Below are 15,198 nucleotides of genomic sequence, written 5' to 3' on the forward strand. Positions count from 1 at the left end.
GCTTGCTCCGCAAGGCTTCAGGCGCGAGCGCGCTGCTTGTCGGCCGCCTGCGCTGCTGCGCTACGGCGTGCACCCAGCGGCTCGATCTTGCGCTGTTTCTCATGCAGGAAGCTCAGCACCGCATGCCGGTAATGGTTGTAGCGCGGGTCATCTGCCAGGGCGATACGGTCACGGGGGCGCGGCAAATCGATGGTGAGGATCTCGCCGATGGTCGCGGACGGGCCATTGGTCATCATCACGATGCGGTCGGACAGCAGCACGGCTTCGTCCACATCGTGAGTAATCATCATCACCGTGTTGTGCAGTTCGCTCTGGATGCGCATCACCTCGTCCTGCAGGTGGGCGCGGGTCAGGGCGTCGAGGGCACCGAAGGGTTCGTCGAGCAAGAGCACCTTGGGTTCCATGGCCAGCGCACGGGCGATGCCGACGCGCTGTTTCATGCCGCCGGAAATTTCACTGGGTCGCTTGTGCAGGGCGTGGCCCATGCTCACCAGCTCCAGATGGTGCAGCGTCCATTCGCGGCGCTCGGCCCTGCTCTTGGTGCGTTTGAACACTTTGTCCACGGCCAGGGCGACATTCTCCTGCACGGTCAGCCAGGGCAGCAGCGAATGGTTCTGGAACACCAGGCTGCGATCCGGGCCGGGACCGCGGACTTCGCGGCCGTCGAGGATCACCGCGCCGCTGCTCGAATCGGTCAGGCCGGCGACGATGTTCAGCACCGTCGACTTGCCGCAACCGGAGTGGCCGATGATCGAAATGTACTCGCCACGCTCGACGTTGAGATTGATCTGATTCAGGACGTGGGAGCTGACGCCGTCACGCTCGAAGTACTTTTCCACGTTTTCGATGCTCAGGTAATGCTTGCTCATGTCTGTCTCCTCAGGCCGATGTGCCACGGGTGATGCGATTGCCGACGAACAGCACCAGGCGGTCGAGTATGAAACCGACCACGCCGACGTAGACCAGGGCGAGAATGATGTCGCTGATGCGCGAGGCGTTCCATGCATCCCAGATGAAGAAGCCGATGCCCACGCCACCGATCAGCATCTCTGCGGCGATGATTGCCAACCACGACAGGCCGACGCCAATGCGCAGGCCGGAGAAGATGTATGGCGCCGCGGCCGGCAGCATGATCTTGTGGAAGTACTCCACGCCGTTGAGGCGCAGTACCTTGGCGACGTTGCGGTAGTCCTCGGGGATATTGCGGATGCCCACCGAGGTATTGATGATGATTGGCCAGATCGCGGTGATGAAGATCACGAACAGCGCCGAAGGGTGGCTGTCCTTGAAGCCGGCCAGCGACAGCGGCAGCCAGGCCAGCGGCGGTACGGTACGCAGGATCTGGAACAGCGGGTCGAGGCCGCGCATTGCCCAGGTCGACTGGCCGACCAGCACGCCGAGAGCCACCCCCACCACCACTGCGAGGGCATAGCCATACGCTACGCGCTCCAGGCTGGCGAGCAGCTGCCAGGCCATGCCGACGTCGGTGCCGCCATTGTCATAGAACGGATTGATGATCAGCTCCCAGGTGTCTTCGATGACTTGGGTGGGCGGTGGCAGTGCGGCGTTGGCGCCGCTGCACAGCAGTTGCCAGATGAGCATCAGCGCGGCGGTGATCACCAGGGGTGGCAGCACCGATTGCATCAGCGTGGTAGATAGCCGCTTCAGCCAGCTCGGAGCGAGGATGCCGGCCGGCACGGCAAGCGGTTTGACGGGCGCATTCATGGCGTTTCTCCGGTTAGGCCAGGGACGAAATCGTCAGGCTGTCGAGATAGGCTTGCGGGTTCTGTGGATCGAAGGTCTTGCCGTCGAAGAAGGTCTCGATGCCGCGGGATTTGCCCTGCGGAATCTGTTCGGCGGGCACCCCCAGCTCGGCCGCCGCCTGGCGCCAGATGTCCTCGCGGTTGACGGTGTCGATCAGCGCCTGGCTGTCGAAATCCTTCGGCAGGTAACCCCAGCGTTTGTTTTCGGTGAGGAACCACAGGTCGTGGCTCTGGAACGGGTAGGAGGCGAATTCGCTCCAGAAGCGCATCACATGCGGGCTATTTTCCACCACGCGGCCGTTGCCGTAATCGATATTGCCCTGCAGACGCGCCAGCAGGTCCTTGGCAGGCGCGCCGATCCAGCGGCGCTTGGCACAGATTTCGGCCACTTTCTCCTTGTTTGCCGCCGCGTCGCAGAACATCTGCGCTTCCATCACCGCCTTGAGCAGTGCGCGGGTGGCGTTGGGGTTGGCGGCTACGTAGTCGGCGCGCAGCGACAGGGCTTTTTCAGGGTGGTTGGCCCACAGCTCGCCGGTGGTCAGCGCGCTGTAGCCGATGTCCTGGTTGACCAGTTGCGCGTTCCAGGGCTCGCCCACGCAGAAGGCATCCATGCTGCCGACCTTCATGTTGGCGACCATTTGCGGTGGCGGGATCACCACGGTCGGCAGGTCCTTATTGGGCTCGATGCCACCGGCCGCCATCCAGTAGCGCAGCCACAGGTCGTGGGTACCGCCGGGAAAGGTCATGGCTGCGGCTATCTTCTGGCCCTTGGCCTGTTTTGCGGCGACCGCCTGCTTGAAGGCACTGGCGTCCGTGCCGAGCTTGAGGTCCTGGTATTCCTTGCTGATCGAAATGCCTTGGCCGTTGAGGTTCAGGCGCGCCAGCAGAACCATCGGCAGCGGCGTGTTGTTGGTGGTGATCCTGCCGGCCGCCATCAGGTAGGGCATTGGCGTGAGAATATGGGCGCCGTCGATGCCGCCACTGCCGGAACCCAGCACGAGGTTGTCGCGAGTGGTGCCCCAGGACGATTGCTTGAGCACTTCCACGCCGGTCATGCCGTGTTTGGCGAACAGGCCCAGCTCTTCGGCCACGAACAGCGGGGCGGCATCGGTGAGGGCGATGAAGCCGAGCTTGGCGGTGGTGGTCTCCAGACCGTCGGTGCCGGCAGCCCATACTGCGCTGCTCAGGCCTGCCGGCAGCAGGCTCATCAATGCGCTGCCGCCGAGCAGGCCCATGGACTGCTTGAGGAAAGTACGGCGCGGCTGATCAGCGCTGTCGTCGTGGCTCTGCAGTGTACGTGGCGTGTCGTCCATATCGTTTCCCCAAAGGCGCGCATAAAAAAACGGCGCCCACTCTCGCGGCAGCTCGGGCTGCGACGAGGGTGGACGCCGTTGTCCAGTTCGGATTGTGAAGGGGCAGGGCCTGCCTCCCTGACAGGGTCATAGCAGGTTGCATGCCAGCACTGTCAGTGCATGGCGTGGCGGAGCTGCGGCGCTGCCCTGCGTGCCTGACCAGGAAGGTTAACTGCTTGAGTGGCAACGCTTTTCAGTCTGTATCAGCGGATTGCGAAAATAACCCGCTCGCCCGTCGCCAGTGCCGCCACCGCACAGCAGCAGGGCGTCGATGGGCCGGTGTGCGCGGAGCAGGTGCATGAATGGTCGCAGGCTCGCACATCGCCGGGCCCGCAGCCGGACCGCCGTTGGCGCAGTGCTATGCATAGTGGGGGCGCGCCGGGGCAGGTCCTGGCCTGCGGTCGATCACCGTGATCAGCAAAGCCGGGGCGCGTGCCGCTCAGGTACGCTTGTTCCCGTGGGCGCGCGGGGCGTCCTGTGCCTTGCGCGCGGCAAACGCGAGCAGGCTCTGCGCGACATCGACCAGGCGCATGCTGCGCTCCATGGCGGACTGGCGCAGGCGGGCATAGGCGTCTTCTTCGCTGAGTCGATAGTCGTTCATCAGCAGCTTCTTGGCGCGCTCGATCAGCTTGCGCTCGTTGAGGGTCTCACGGGTTTCCTTGAGCTCATCGCTGACCCGCTGCAGGCGCTGGTTCTGCTCGTGCAGCAGGTCGAGCACCGAGCGCGCCAGGTGGTTGCCTACCGAGTCCTGTGGCGCGCTGTCCAGGGTGCTGCTGTGCACGCTGAACAGCAGGGCCTGGTCGCTGCCGACGTCCATCTGTGCCAGACGCTTGAGCAGTGTGCGGTGGTTGTCGAGGTCGGCGTGGGCTTCGGCGATGCTGCTGCGACAATGCGCCAGCAGGCGATTGGCGAGATGGTTCTCGACATCCTTCATGGCATCGATGCGTCGGGTATTGAGCTCGAACCACACCTCGCAAAGGCTCGGGTCCACCGTGGCATTCGCCGACGTGCGTTTGGCCACACCACGCAGGCTGATCACCTGGGCGACGGTATCGCCCCCCTGGATCTGCTGCCACAGCGCCACAGCCTCGGCGTCGGCAAACTCGCTGAACACTTCGAAGCAGCGCTCCTGGCCCTCTTCAAGATGCTGCAGGCGTTCGTGCAGCTCGGCATCGAAATACCCGCGCGAGAACCCTTCGACGCCGGCGGCGCGCTCCTGGCCGGCCAGCTCCTTGCCCTGCATGAAGTTGAACATCGCCACCAGCAGCCGGGTGATGCCTGGATCGACGGCGGTATCGGCCGCTTCGAATACCACCGCCAGCAACCCACCGATCAGCCGGGTGAAGGCTTGCGTGGCCTGGCGCGGAGCAGGTTCCAGTTCACGGATGCGACGGCGCAGGCCGGGCAACTCGTCGAGGCCATGCAGTACATAGGCGATGCGGTTGAACAGGCGGGCGCGATCCGCGGTATTGACTTGCGCGGTGTCCATGGCCATGAAGCAGGCGTGCACCTGCTGCTCGACGGCGGCTGACTCGGCGCTGTGTGCATCAAGTTGGTGCAGGTAATGGCTCGACTGATTGCCCAGATAAATATTGGAATAGCCCCGTTCTTTCTGCAGCTGATGCACCAGTTGACTCACGTGGGTGACCAGTTGGCAGGTGAAGGACAGGCTTTCCAGGCCCTGCAGCTCACAGCGGCGGGCGGCGAGCATGAAACGCAGGGCGGCGGGCATGGTGGTGTCAGGCATGGCGGCAGTCTTTCAGGCAGTACGGTGAACTAAAACAGTGCAAATAGCAGTCCAGTTACGCTGACCGAACGATCGTCAGGGTTCAGGCGCTGCGCATCTCGAGCGCGCTCGCGGCCTCGATGGCGGCGCCTACCACATCGCCGATGACCAGGATGGCCGGGCTTTTCAGTTCGAATGCGTGGGCGTCGTCAGCCATCGCCTGCAGCGTGCTGCGGCATTCGCGTTGATCCGGCAGCGAGGCGTTCTCGATCATCGCCACCGCGGTATGCGCCGCCATGCCCGCATCGAGCAGGTGCTGGCGGGTGTCGGCCAGGGTGGCGATGCCCATGTACACCACCAGAGTGGTGCCACCCTGGGCCAGTGCCTGCCAATTGGGCGAGCTGCCATCCTGGGTGTGCGCGGTGACCAGGGTCACGCCGCGGGCAATGCCACGCAGGGTCAGCGAGATACCACATTGAGTCGCGGCGGCCAGGCCGGCAGTGATGCCGTTGACGATCTCGCAGTGCACGCCGCGCGCGGCCAGCCAGTCGGCCTCTTCGCCACCACGCCCGAAGATGCACGGGTCGCCGCCCTTGAGGCGTGCCACCACCTTGCCCTGACGGGCGTAGCGCAGCATGAGCCGATGAATGAACGCCTGCGGTGTGGAGCGGCAGCCACCGCGTTTGCCGACGCGAATCACCCGCGCGCCGGGGCAGTGCTCCAGCACCAGCGGGTTGACCAGGTCATCGATCAGCACCACGTCGGCCAGGCCGAGCGCGCGCACCGCCTTGAGGGTCAACAGTTCCGGGTCGCCGGGGCCGGCGCCGATCAGCCATACGCTTGGGTTCATCAGGGTATTCCTCGTTCAGTCGACCTGATCTTTGTCAGGCTTCGATGGTCTGTAGCGCCAGCAGGCGCTTGATTTCCGGTACGCAAGAGCCGCACTGGGTGCCGCAGCCGAGATGTTGTTTGAGGGCGACAAGGTCGCAACCGCGCTCGATACCTTCGCGCACAGCGGCCTCGCTGACGTTCATGCAGGTGCACAGCGTCTTGCCTGTCGGCTGGCGAGCCTCGCCCGGGGGGCTTTCCAGCGGTGCGAGCAGCCAGCGACGCAGAGCCCGGCCGCTGTCGTCGTCGAGTGGCGTGCGGTTTTGCCAGAGCTCGCGCAGCCAGCCGCGAGCACGGGTTTCGCCGCTCAGGGAGAAGCCGGTCAGGCGGCCGTTTTCGATGCGCACCCGCTTGTGAACGGGTATGCAGCCCGGCGCGGTACAGGGGTCGTCGTAGCGGACCACCGATTCGTCCAGGCTCAGGGTGTGCTGCAACTGTGCGAGCAGCGCTGCAGCAGGTGCGTGATGGTGGGCAGCGCGCATCACCAGCGCCGAGCTCTCACGGCCGGCGAGGCCAAAGCTGGCGTAGGCGAAGGTGTCGCAGAGCGGACGCAGGGCTTGCAGACGTTGTTGAACGTCACCTTCGATCAGTGCGTGAAAGGTCCAGGGCAGGTCGATGGGCTGCACGTCGATACCGGCGTGCTTGAGCTCTGGCTGCTTGGACAGCGGATCGAATGCGGGCAAGGTCAGCGCGTTGATGCCCAGGCCCTTGAGAAAGCGGTCACCCCAGTGCATCGGCAGGAATGCCTGGCCGGGCTGCAGGCTGCTGTCGGATTGCACGCGCACCACCAGCGCGCCGCGGCGGCTGCTCACCTCGACCAGTTGGCCGGGCTGCAGGTGGCGCTGCGCCATGTCTTGCGGGTGCAGGTCGAGCAGCGGTTCTTCGACATGGGCGAACAGCCGCGCCGCGGTGCCGGTGCGGCTCATGCCGTGCCACTGGTCACGCAGGCGGCCGGTGTTGAGCGTCAGCGGGTATTGGCCGTCGCGTTGCTCTTTGGCGGGCTGGTACGCCTCGGCGATAAAGCGTGCGCGGCCGTTGGGGCTGGGAAAGCGGCCATCACCGTAGAGGCGCGGCGTGCCGCCATGTGCACCTTCGGGAAAGGGCCATTGCTGCGGGCCGCGGGCTTCCAGCAGGGCGTAACCGAGGCCGCTGAGGTCCAGGTCGCGGCCGCGCGTCAGCACCTTGTATTCCTCGAACAACTGCTCGGCATGCTCGAAGGCGAACCGTGCGGTCGGTGCGCCCGGCAGACGGCTTTCCAGGCGGCGGGCGAAATCACAGGTGATCGACCAGTCCGCGCGTGCTTCGCCAGGCGCCGGCACCGCGCGGCGCACGCGGCTGACGCGGCGCTCGGAATTGGTTACGGTGCCTTCCTTTTCACCCCAGCTGGCGGCGGGCAACAGCAGGTCGGCGTAGCGGCAGGTTTCGGTGGTGAAGAAGGCTTCCTGCACCACCACGAAAGGGCAGTCGCTCAGAGCCTTGTGAATGCTGTGCTGATCCGGCATCGACTGGGCGGGGTTGGTGCAGGCGATCCACAACGCCTTGATCGTGCCGTTGCCCACCGCCTCGAACAGTTCGATGGCGCTCAGCCCCGGCGTTTGCGGCAGCGTGTCGACGGCCCAGTAAGCGGCGACTTCGGCACGGTGCTCGGGGTTGGCGACCTCACGGTGACCGGGCAGCAAATTGGACAAGCTGCCGGTTTCCCGACCGCCCATGGCATTTGGCTGGCCGGTGAGCGAGAACGGCCCGCTGCCGACGTGGCCGATCTGCCCGGTGGCCAGGTGCAGGTTGATGATCGCCGCGTTCTTCGCGGTGCCTGCGGTGGACTGGTTGACGCCCATGCACCACAGCGACAGAAAGCGTGGCGAGCGACCGATCCAGTCGGCGCAACAGCGCAGGTCCGCTTCGCTGATCGCGCACAGCTCGGCCACGTGCGCGGGTGGGTAGTCCGCAACCAGGCTCTGCAGGGCCTCGAAGCCCTCGGTGTGCGCGGCGATGAATGCATGATCGATGCGCCCCTGTTCCAGCAGCAGGTGCAGCACGCCGTGCAGCAGCGCGACGTCGCTGCCGGGCGCGATGGCCAGATGCAGGTCGGCAAGGTCGCAGGTATCGGTGCGCCGTGGGTCGACGACGATGACCTTCATCTGCGGGTTGCCGGCCTTGGCCGCTTCCAGGCGGCGAAACAGGATCGGGTGGGCGTAGGCCATGTTGCTGCCGATGATCAGCAGCGTATCGGCCTGTTCGATGTCTTCGTAGGAGCAGGGCGGCGCGTCGGCCCCCAGGCTGCGCTTGTAGCCGACCACGGCCGAGGACATGCACAGGCGCGAGTTGCTGTCGATGTTGTTGGTGCCCACCAGAGCGCGGGACAGCTTGTTGAAGGCGTAGTAATCCTCGGTCAGCAGTTGCCCGGAGATATAGAACGCGACGCTGTCCGGGCCGTGCTCACGAATGGTTTCGGCGAACACCTGGGCGGCGTGGTCCAGCGCCGTGTCCCACGTCGTGCGGCTGCGCGCCAGCCCCTTGCCCAAACGCAGTTCGGGGTACAGGGCACGTGCGGCGAGATCTCCGGTCAGGTGCAGCGAGGCGCCTTTGCTGCACAGTTTGCCGAAGTTCGCCGGGTGCGCCGGGTCGCCGCTGACGCCGAGGATGCGCTCGTCGTCATGCTCGATCAGCACGCCGCAGCCGACGCCGCAATAGCAGCAGGTCGAGGCAGTGATTTGCGTTGCGCCAGCGAGTTCTAGAGCGCCCATCAGGCTGCTCCCTGCAAGAGAATTGGCTCGGCGCCGCCGGTGGCTGGCAGGCTGTTCACCGCGTCCTCGCCAAACATCAGCAGGTTGCGGATATCCGCCACCGTGCGGCCTTCGCGGATCAGCTCCAGGTACCAGGCGCCGCCAGAGGTGTCGCCGTACAGACAGGCGCCTACCAGTACCTCGTTTTTCAGCACCAGCTTGCGATAGATGCCGGCGAGCGGATCGTCCAGCACGATGCTCTGGGTGTCCGGGCCACCGGCGAAATCGCCCGCGGAAAACAGGTCGATGCCGGTGACCTTGAGCTTGGTCGACGTCAGCGAGCCGAGGTAGCGTCGAAAGCCCTGCATGGCCAGGTGGCTGGCACATACCCGCGCCTGTTCGAACAGCGGCGCCACCAAGCCGTAGGCGATACCCCGGTGGCTGACGCATTCGCCTACCGCATACACGCGCGGGTCGAAGCTCTGCAGGGTATCGTTGACCAGGATGCCACGCGTGCAGGGCAGGCCGGCACGCTGCGCCAGTTCGATGTTGGGGCGAATGCCAGCGGCCATCACCACCAGGTCGGCGGGCAGTTGCTCGCCATCGCTGAAGCGCACGGCGCTGACCCGGCCCTCAGGGTTGCCGAGCAGCGCCTCGGTCTGCTTGCCGAGGGCGAAGTGCAGGCCGCGTCGTTCCAAGGCGCTCTGCAGCAACCTGCCAGCGTGCTCGTCGAGCTGGCGCTCGAGCAGGGTGGCGCCGTTGTGGACCACGCTCACGTCCATGCCACGCAGCCTGAGGCCGTGGGCGGCTTCCAGGCCCAGCAGGCCGCCGCCGATGACCACCGCCCGGCGGTGCAGGTTGGCGCTGTCGAGCATGCAGCGGGTATCGGCGATGTCGCGGTAGCCGATCACGCCCTCCAGGGTATTACCCGGGATGGGCAGCATGAACGGCCGCGAACCGGTGGCGATCAGCAGACGGTCATAGCCGGCGCTACTGCCATCGTCGGCGATCACCCGGCGACGAATGCGGTCTATCTCCACCACCTTGCGGCCCAGCAACAGGTGGATGCCGTGTTCGGCATACCAGCTCAGTTCGTTGAGCACGATGTCATCGAAGGTCTGCTCGCCTGCCAGCACTGGCGACAGCATGATGCGGTTGTAGTTGGGGTGCGGCTCGGCCCCGAACACGGTGATGTCGTAGAGGTCCGGCGCGATCCGCAGCAGCTCTTCCAGGGTGCGCACGCCGGCCATGCCGTTGCCGATCATCACCAGTTTCAATCGTTTCATCCGCTACCTCCGTGGCCCTGAATGAATCGCGGTAAACAAAAAAGGCGTCCTGCACCGTGGGTGCAAGGACGCCTTTGTCCGTTCCCGATTCGTTTCGGGGAGCCTCGCCGCCGGGCGGCGTGCTCTATGTCTGCAAGGACATAGAGCAGGGAGTGTGCCAAGTGCTTCAGCACCTTTGCGCAGGTGGGCGCGGAGCAGGTGCCATCCGCTGCATCGGTGGGGCGGCGTGCCGTAGGCCGCGGGGTTTTGCGCCTGGCCGTTCGTGGCGCGCCGCCAGCGGCCTCGACGAAGCCGGATTGGCGGCGGCTGATTCGGCCCGTTTCCGCTACCGTCCTGCGCAGTATTGGTGCGGTGCGCACCCTGGCTGTGCGTTAAGGGGTCAGCAGCAGGCGTTTGCGTCCATAACTCTTCTCCAGGTTCTGCTGCAACATCGGCAGGCTCAGGTATTGCGCACGTCGCCAGGCGTCGATGCCATCGGCGTAGTGCGGGCTGGCCGGGTTGCCGGATTGGCCGGAGCTGTTGAGGCCGATCATCGGTTCCTCGCGGCCGAAGTCGACGATCATCCGCATGCTCGGGATCAGCCAGGTGGCGAAATCCTGCCCCATTTTGTAGGCAGAGACGTTCAGCGTGCTGTGGTCGCCGCCGGCCGGGTAGGGGCCGCGATCGAGGTAGCCCTTGAGCGAGCCGATGCTGGCGCGCTGGGAGGCGCTCAGGTGTGGCGCCATCTGTGTGCTGCCGCTCAGCCATTCGTAGCTGTGCAGCTTGCCCCATTGCCAGGCGGTGCGCTCAGAGCCCAGGCGCTGTTCGAGCAGCTCGATGCTGGCCGCCAGGCTGCGGGCCAGTATTGCCGGTTTATCTTCCTTGTATGTGGTGCGCAGGTCGTTCCAGAAGGGGCTGTCCTCACGGCCTAGCAGATGGTCGGCCTGGGCCGAATAGGACAGGTTGCTGGCGTTCACCAGAGCCCGCCAGGCTGGCGAGGTGTCCGGGCCCAGTTCGTCTAGGAAGATTTCCCGGGCGCTCTGGTGCAGGAAGGCGCCATACACCGCGGCATCGGCCGAGCTTGCCGAGAGCTTGCCGTCGAAGGCCATCAGCCGGCTGAGCGCTTCACGTGCCTTGCCGCGCTGGGCCTCGGGCAGGCGGTCGATCGCCTGGCGCAGCGGTTCGGCCATGCTCTGCGCTTCGAACATGCCCTGCAGCTTGGCGACGAAGGGCGAGGTCTGGTCGTACTGCATGGCGATCATGCTTGGCGTGTCGTGGCGGCCGCTGCCGGCCAGTTGCGCCAGGCGCTCGTAGCGCTCCGGTGCGTACCAGGAGTTGGAGAGCTGCATACCGTAACCGCGCGGCACGCTGCGCTGGTTGGCGCTGCCCAGCCAGCCCTGCTGTGGGTCCTGGTCATAAGGGTGGAGCATCGGGTCGGCGAAACCGTCCCACTCGTAGCGGCTGTCCCAGCCCGGCGACGGCACCAGGCCCTGGCCCTCGCGGCGGTTGGGAAAGCGCCCGGTGACCTGCCAGCCGATATGCTCGGCGTCGGCAAATACCAGGTTGAGCGGCATGGCGCGGATTTCCCTGGCGGCCTCGAAGGCCTGTTCGACCGACTGCGCGCGCGACAGGTTGAAGAACGCATCCAGGCTGGCATCGTCCTCGAACTGGGTGGTCTGTAACGCCAGGCCGTAGCCGCTTTGCAGCTCAAGCGGTTGCAGCGCATGCTTGCGCTCGCCGAGCACGCTGTTGAGCAGCGGGCCGTGGCGCGTTTCGTATACCGTTTCGCGAATCGGTTTCTGGCCCTTGATGAAGAAGGTTTCCTGGCGTTCGCTGGCCGGCTGCCATTTGCCATCGGCGAGGTACAAGAGGCGATTGCCTTGGCGTTTAACCTGCTCGAGGAACAGGTCCTGGTTGTCACCCATGACCATGGTCATGCCCCAGGCCAGCTTGCCGTTGAAGCCGGCCACCACCGCCGGCATGCCGGCAACGGTGACGCCCGAGGCCTGGAATTTCGGTGCGCGAATCTGCACGAAGCTCCACACCGAGGGCAGCGCGATTGGCAGGTGCATGTCGTTGGCCAGCAAACTCTTGCCGCTGCGGCTGCGCGACGGCGCAATGGCCCAGTTGTTCGAGGCGGCGACCCCGAGCATGTGCCGCTCGGAGACCTGAGCGGCTGCACGCTTCACCGCCTGCAGGCCCGCAATGCTGCCACTCAGGGAGAGCCCTTTGAGCTTGTCGGCCTCCTCGAACGGCAACGGCTCATCCGGGTAGGTGGGCAACAGCCAGGCGAGGTTCTCGGCGCCTACCTTCTGGGTCAGGGTCAGGGCGGCGATCTCTTCCTGCAGGTTTACCGACAGGCCGAAGTTGAGCAGGCAGAAAATCAGCACCGAGTCTTCCGGCTTCCAGTAAGCCGGCCGGTAGCCGGCCTCGGCCAGGTCCATCGGCAGCTTGTCACGGTAGCGGAACAGGTAGGCGTTGACGCCCCGAGCATAGACCTCGAAGAACGCCTTCATGCGCGGCGAGGCATTCTTGTAGAGCACCGCGGCGCTCTTTCTGAGGTTGACCGCGCGCATGAACCGGTCCATTTCCAGCACCCCGGGGCCAGCCATTTCCGCCAGGCGACCTTCGGCCATCAGGCGCATGCTGACCATTTGACTGAGGCGGTCGCCGGCATGCACGTAGCCCAGGGTGAACAGGGCGTCGTGGAAGGTGTGGGTTTCGATCAGCGGCATGCCAAGCGGGTTGCGCCGCACCGAGGCGGTCTGCGCCAGGCCCTGGACGCGAAACGACCCCTGGTCCGGCGGCACGCTGGCGCGGTAACGGCTGTCGAGCAGGGACTGGCAACCGCTCAGCGCAACCATACCGGTGATGAGGCCGGCGAAACTCAGGGTGGCGAGAGGGCGGAAAGCGCGCGGCAGCATGCGGCGGACTCCTGGTAGAAGGGCGGTGGGCGGATGCCCGGGCGCGAATGGCGCTAAAGGTAGTGAGCGGCATGGCGCCTGGCAAGGGGCGCGGTGCCAGGAGTGGCACTGGTCGTCGGTAAACACAGCGGCACGGAGGCGCGCCGCTGTCGGCACGCGCTAAAGGCGGTTGGCCAGGCCTTCGTCGAGTAGCCAGCGGGCAGCCTCGCGGGCCTGCTGATCGTGTGCCACGCTCAGCTCGGCGAAGCGCGCCTCATGTTGGCGACGCTCATCGCGGCTCAGGGCTTTCCAGTTCTCATGGGTGGGCACATCGACAGTCGCGTCATACAACTGCTGAAAGACCTGGGTCTGCGGGGCCAGGCTCAGGCTGCTGTCGTAGTTGTCGAGCAGCACCTTTATGCGGATCGCGCCCTCGATCAGCGGCAGCTGGCCCTCGAGCAACGAACTGGCCAGTACCCGCAAATCATCGTGCAAGCGCTGGCGCTGCGAGGTGAGTGCTTCTGCCTGCTGACGCTGCCTGGCCCAGACTTTGCGCCACAGCTGGGCTGCGTACACGGCGAGGGCGATGACGACGACGGCTGCGAGCAGGATCAGCAGATGATCAGGCACCGTGGCACTTCTTGAATTTCTTGTCGCTACCGCACGGGCAGGGATCGTTGCGGCCGACGTCTTTCAGAGAGTTGCGCACCGGCTCCTGAGGGGCATGGTTGCAATGCGGGCCGTGGACATGGCCGTGGTGGTCATGTCCGTGATCGTGATCGTGATCGTGATCGTGGTTGCAGTCAGGGCCATGGACGTGGGGTTGCTGGGTCATGCGCGGCTACTCCGGTAGATATTGACCGGGAATTATCTCGCCATTGCGCGACATGTGCACGCGGCGGCCAAAGAATAATCCGGTTTTCACCTGGCCCTGCAGGCGGTAGCTGATGGGCTGATCCGGCTGCTCCAGCAACTTGACTACCTGGCGAACGTGGCGCCACAGGTTGGTACGTACCGGCACGTCGAACTCCGTATGACCCTTGGCGGGCACGGTGAACCAGACTTCCGACTCACCCTCGGCCAGCTTCACGTCGTTGAGGTGCACCACGTAGTTGAGGCCACGTACCGGCAGGCTGACGTCGTTGGGGTTGTCGATGCGAAAGCGCAGCACGAAGCGCTGTTCCAGCAGCTTTGCCCGCACGACATCGACATTGACGAGGCGTACATCGGGGTCTTCGAAATCGTCCGAAAGCCAGGTCGAGCAACCGCTCGATACCGCGCCCAGACCAAGGAATACCAGTAGGCTAAGAATTCTTATCATTTGCGCCTGAGAAAACATTTCATACTCCGTTTGAACCCTCAGTGTATCAAGAGACCGCTTGGCTGCCCTAGGGGGGGACGTCAATTCATGGCGAGCGGTGGAAAGAGGGAAATGCAGACCGACTCTCGTATGCTCGCGAAAAGCTGCGTCATACTGGCCTGTATGCATTTAGGTTTTATTGCCGTGGCAGAAGCGGCGACAGGAATCGAGCAAAAGGAGCCTGGTGATGGCGCGGTATGAAATTGCATTTTCCGGAGAGCTGGTGCCTGGTGCCCAGTTGGAGACCGTACAGGGCAACCTGGCGAAGCTGTTCCAGGCTGACGCGCAGCGTATCGCCCAGTTGTTTTCCGGACGGCGGGTGGTGATCAAGAACAACCTGGACGAAGCCGCTGCCGAGAAGTACCGCAGTACCCTGGAGCGCGCCGGCGCACGGGTCGAGGTAATCGACACCGACGTGCCGGTCATCGAGGAAATCGAGCTGGCGCCGCCACCAGCGGCCGAGCCCGCCGGCCAGCCTCAGGGGCGCTTGCAGGTGGCGCCGCGCGACGAATACATGGCCGCATTCGCCGGTGTCGATGCGCCGGACTTCGGTGTCGCTGCGCTGGGCGCGGACCTGCAGGACCTGCCCACCGAGGTGGCAGCGCCAGCGCTGGATCTCTCGCAATTCAGCCTGGCGCCGGTGGGCAGCGACATGGGCCAGGCGAAGACACAACCTGCCGCGCCGGCACCCGATACGTCGCACCTCAAGCTGGTGTGAGGCGTGCGCGCCTTATAGATAGCCGGCGCAGCACTTCTTGAATTTCTGGCCGCTGGCGCAGGGGCAGGGGTCGTTGCGGCCGGCATGCAGGCCCACGGTCGGATCGATGAAGTACCAGCGCCCCTGGTTCTGCACGAAGGCCGAGCGTTCTCGGTGGCTATGCTCGCCGGTCTGATCGTGCCAGCGCGCCACGAACGTCACCCGGGCATGTTCGGGCTGACCGCCCAGCAGTTCCGAGTGCTCGACCTCGAGGCCCAGCCAGGTACTTTGCAGGCTCCAGGCGCGAATACTGTCCACGTCCAGGCTTGCCTGTTGCGCCGGCAACGAGGTGGCCACCAGGTAGTCGATGTTGCCGATGACATAGGCGCTATAGCGCGAGCGCATCAGGCTCTGCGCACAGGGCGCCGGCATGCCGTCGTGATAGCGGCCGCAGCAGTCCGCCAGTGAATCGCCGCTGCCGCACGGGCAGCCAGCCTGCGAGGGCTGGGTCACCATCG

At 65.1% G+C, this 15,198-nt stretch carries 13 protein-coding genes; 1 reads left to right on the plus strand and 12 read right to left on the minus strand.

Annotated features, from left to right (window positions below; translation table 11 throughout):
* Positions 1-17: 17 nt before the first annotated feature.
* From ACZ0AV_RS19715 to ACZ0AV_RS19765, 11 genes are all read right to left on the minus strand, one after another.
* Positions 18-869 carry an ABC transporter ATP-binding protein gene (locus tag ACZ0AV_RS19715; protein WP_499152592.1) on the minus strand — a complete coding sequence of 284 codons (852 nt, stop codon included), beginning with the start codon at positions 867-869 and terminating at the stop codon, positions 18-20.
* Between the two features lie 10 nt (positions 870-879).
* Positions 880-1,725 (minus strand): nitrate ABC transporter permease, encoded by an 846-nt coding sequence (gene ntrB / locus ACZ0AV_RS19720; protein WP_499152593.1) that lies wholly within the window; start codon positions 1,723-1,725, stop codon positions 880-882.
* Positions 1,726-1,738: 13 nt separating this feature from the next.
* The gene (locus ACZ0AV_RS19725) at positions 1,739-3,076 is read right to left on the minus strand and encodes a CmpA/NrtA family ABC transporter substrate-binding protein (protein WP_499152594.1); all 1,338 of its coding nucleotides are present in this window, start codon (positions 3,074-3,076) and stop codon (positions 1,739-1,741) included.
* Between the two features lie 478 nt (positions 3,077-3,554).
* The gene (locus ACZ0AV_RS19730; protein WP_499152595.1) at positions 3,555-4,862 is read right to left on the minus strand and encodes a nitrate- and nitrite sensing domain-containing protein; all 1,308 of its coding nucleotides are present in this window, start codon (positions 4,860-4,862) and stop codon (positions 3,555-3,557) included.
* Between the two features lie 82 nt (positions 4,863-4,944).
* Complete coding sequence (gene cobA, locus ACZ0AV_RS19735; RefSeq protein WP_499152596.1) at positions 4,945-5,691, minus strand: uroporphyrinogen-III C-methyltransferase; 747 nt, start codon at positions 5,689-5,691, stop codon at positions 4,945-4,947.
* Between the two features lie 34 nt (positions 5,692-5,725).
* The gene (locus tag ACZ0AV_RS19740; protein ID WP_499152597.1) at positions 5,726-8,476 is read right to left on the minus strand and encodes a nitrate reductase; all 2,751 of its coding nucleotides are present in this window, start codon (positions 8,474-8,476) and stop codon (positions 5,726-5,728) included.
* Positions 8,476-9,741: an NAD(P)/FAD-dependent oxidoreductase gene (locus tag ACZ0AV_RS19745; protein ID WP_499152598.1), complete on the minus strand. Its 1,266-nt coding sequence runs from the start codon at positions 9,739-9,741 to the stop codon at positions 8,476-8,478. Before ACZ0AV_RS19745 ends, ACZ0AV_RS19740 begins: the two co-directional genes overlap by 1 nt.
* A 371-nt stretch (positions 9,742-10,112) precedes the next feature.
* On the minus strand, positions 10,113-12,584 hold the full coding sequence (locus ACZ0AV_RS19750; protein WP_499153408.1) for a penicillin acylase family protein: 2,472 nt from the start codon (positions 12,582-12,584) through the stop codon (positions 10,113-10,115).
* Between the two features lie 219 nt (positions 12,585-12,803).
* Entirely contained in the window at positions 12,804-13,253 is a 450-nt protein-coding gene (locus ACZ0AV_RS19755) for a DUF2489 domain-containing protein (RefSeq protein ID WP_499152599.1), read from the minus strand.
* Positions 13,246-13,458 carry an SEC-C metal-binding domain-containing protein gene (locus ACZ0AV_RS19760; RefSeq protein ID WP_499152600.1) on the minus strand — a complete coding sequence of 71 codons (213 nt, stop codon included), beginning with the start codon at positions 13,456-13,458 and terminating at the stop codon, positions 13,246-13,248. Before ACZ0AV_RS19760 ends, ACZ0AV_RS19755 begins: the two co-directional genes overlap by 8 nt.
* 6 nt (positions 13,459-13,464) lie before the next feature.
* Positions 13,465-13,962: an LEA/WHy family protein gene (locus tag ACZ0AV_RS19765; RefSeq protein WP_092365722.1), complete on the minus strand. Its 498-nt coding sequence runs from the start codon at positions 13,960-13,962 to the stop codon at positions 13,465-13,467.
* A gap of 208 nt (positions 13,963-14,170) precedes the next feature.
* On the opposite strand from ACZ0AV_RS19765, the gene ACZ0AV_RS19770 reads away from it, so the two are divergent.
* Positions 14,171-14,701 carry a hypothetical protein gene (locus ACZ0AV_RS19770; protein WP_499152601.1) on the plus strand — a complete coding sequence of 177 codons (531 nt, stop codon included), beginning with the start codon at positions 14,171-14,173 and terminating at the stop codon, positions 14,699-14,701.
* Positions 14,702-14,713: 12 nt separating this feature from the next.
* On the opposite strand, the gene ACZ0AV_RS19775 is transcribed toward ACZ0AV_RS19770, so the two are convergent.
* Positions 14,714-15,196 carry a YchJ family protein gene (locus tag ACZ0AV_RS19775; RefSeq protein WP_499152602.1) on the minus strand — a complete coding sequence of 161 codons (483 nt, stop codon included), beginning with the start codon at positions 15,194-15,196 and terminating at the stop codon, positions 14,714-14,716.
* Between the last annotated feature and the right edge of the window lie 2 nt (positions 15,197-15,198).

The sequence above is a fragment of the Pseudomonas sp. AC532 genome, from assembly GCF_979258965.1.

Excerpts from the sequence above, each read along its gene's own strand:
- ACZ0AV_RS19715 (WP_499152592.1), bottom strand. The coding sequence starts at position 869 with ATGAGCAAGCATTACCTGAGCATCGAAAACGTGGAAAAGTACTTCGAG.
- ntrB (WP_499152593.1), bottom strand. The coding sequence starts at position 1,725 with ATGAATGCGCCCGTCAAACCGCTTGCCGTGCCGGCCGGCATCCTCGCT.
- ACZ0AV_RS19725 (WP_499152594.1), bottom strand. The coding sequence starts at position 3,076 with ATGGACGACACGCCACGTACACTGCAGAGCCACGACGACAGCGCTGAT.
- ACZ0AV_RS19730 (WP_499152595.1), bottom strand. The coding sequence starts at position 4,862 with ATGCCTGACACCACCATGCCCGCCGCCCTGCGTTTCATGCTCGCCGCC.
- cobA (WP_499152596.1), bottom strand. The coding sequence starts at position 5,691 with ATGAACCCAAGCGTATGGCTGATCGGCGCCGGCCCCGGCGACCCGGAA.
- ACZ0AV_RS19740 (WP_499152597.1), bottom strand. The coding sequence starts at position 8,476 with ATGGGCGCTCTAGAACTCGCTGGCGCAACGCAAATCACTGCCTCGACC.
- ACZ0AV_RS19745 (WP_499152598.1), bottom strand. The coding sequence starts at position 9,741 with ATGAAACGATTGAAACTGGTGATGATCGGCAACGGCATGGCCGGCGTG.
- ACZ0AV_RS19750 (WP_499153408.1), bottom strand. The coding sequence starts at position 12,584 with ATGGTTGCGCTGAGCGGTTGCCAGTCCCTGCTCGACAGCCGTTACCGC.
- ACZ0AV_RS19760 (WP_499152600.1), bottom strand. The coding sequence starts at position 13,458 with ATGACCCAGCAACCCCACGTCCATGGCCCTGACTGCAACCACGATCAC.
- ACZ0AV_RS19765 (WP_092365722.1), bottom strand. The coding sequence starts at position 13,962 with ATGTTTTCTCAGGCGCAAATGATAAGAATTCTTAGCCTACTGGTATTC.
- ACZ0AV_RS19770 (WP_499152601.1), top strand. The coding sequence starts at position 14,171 with ATGGCGCGGTATGAAATTGCATTTTCCGGAGAGCTGGTGCCTGGTGCC.
- ACZ0AV_RS19775 (WP_499152602.1), bottom strand. The coding sequence starts at position 15,196 with ATGGTGACCCAGCCCTCGCAGGCTGGCTGCCCGTGCGGCAGCGGCGAT.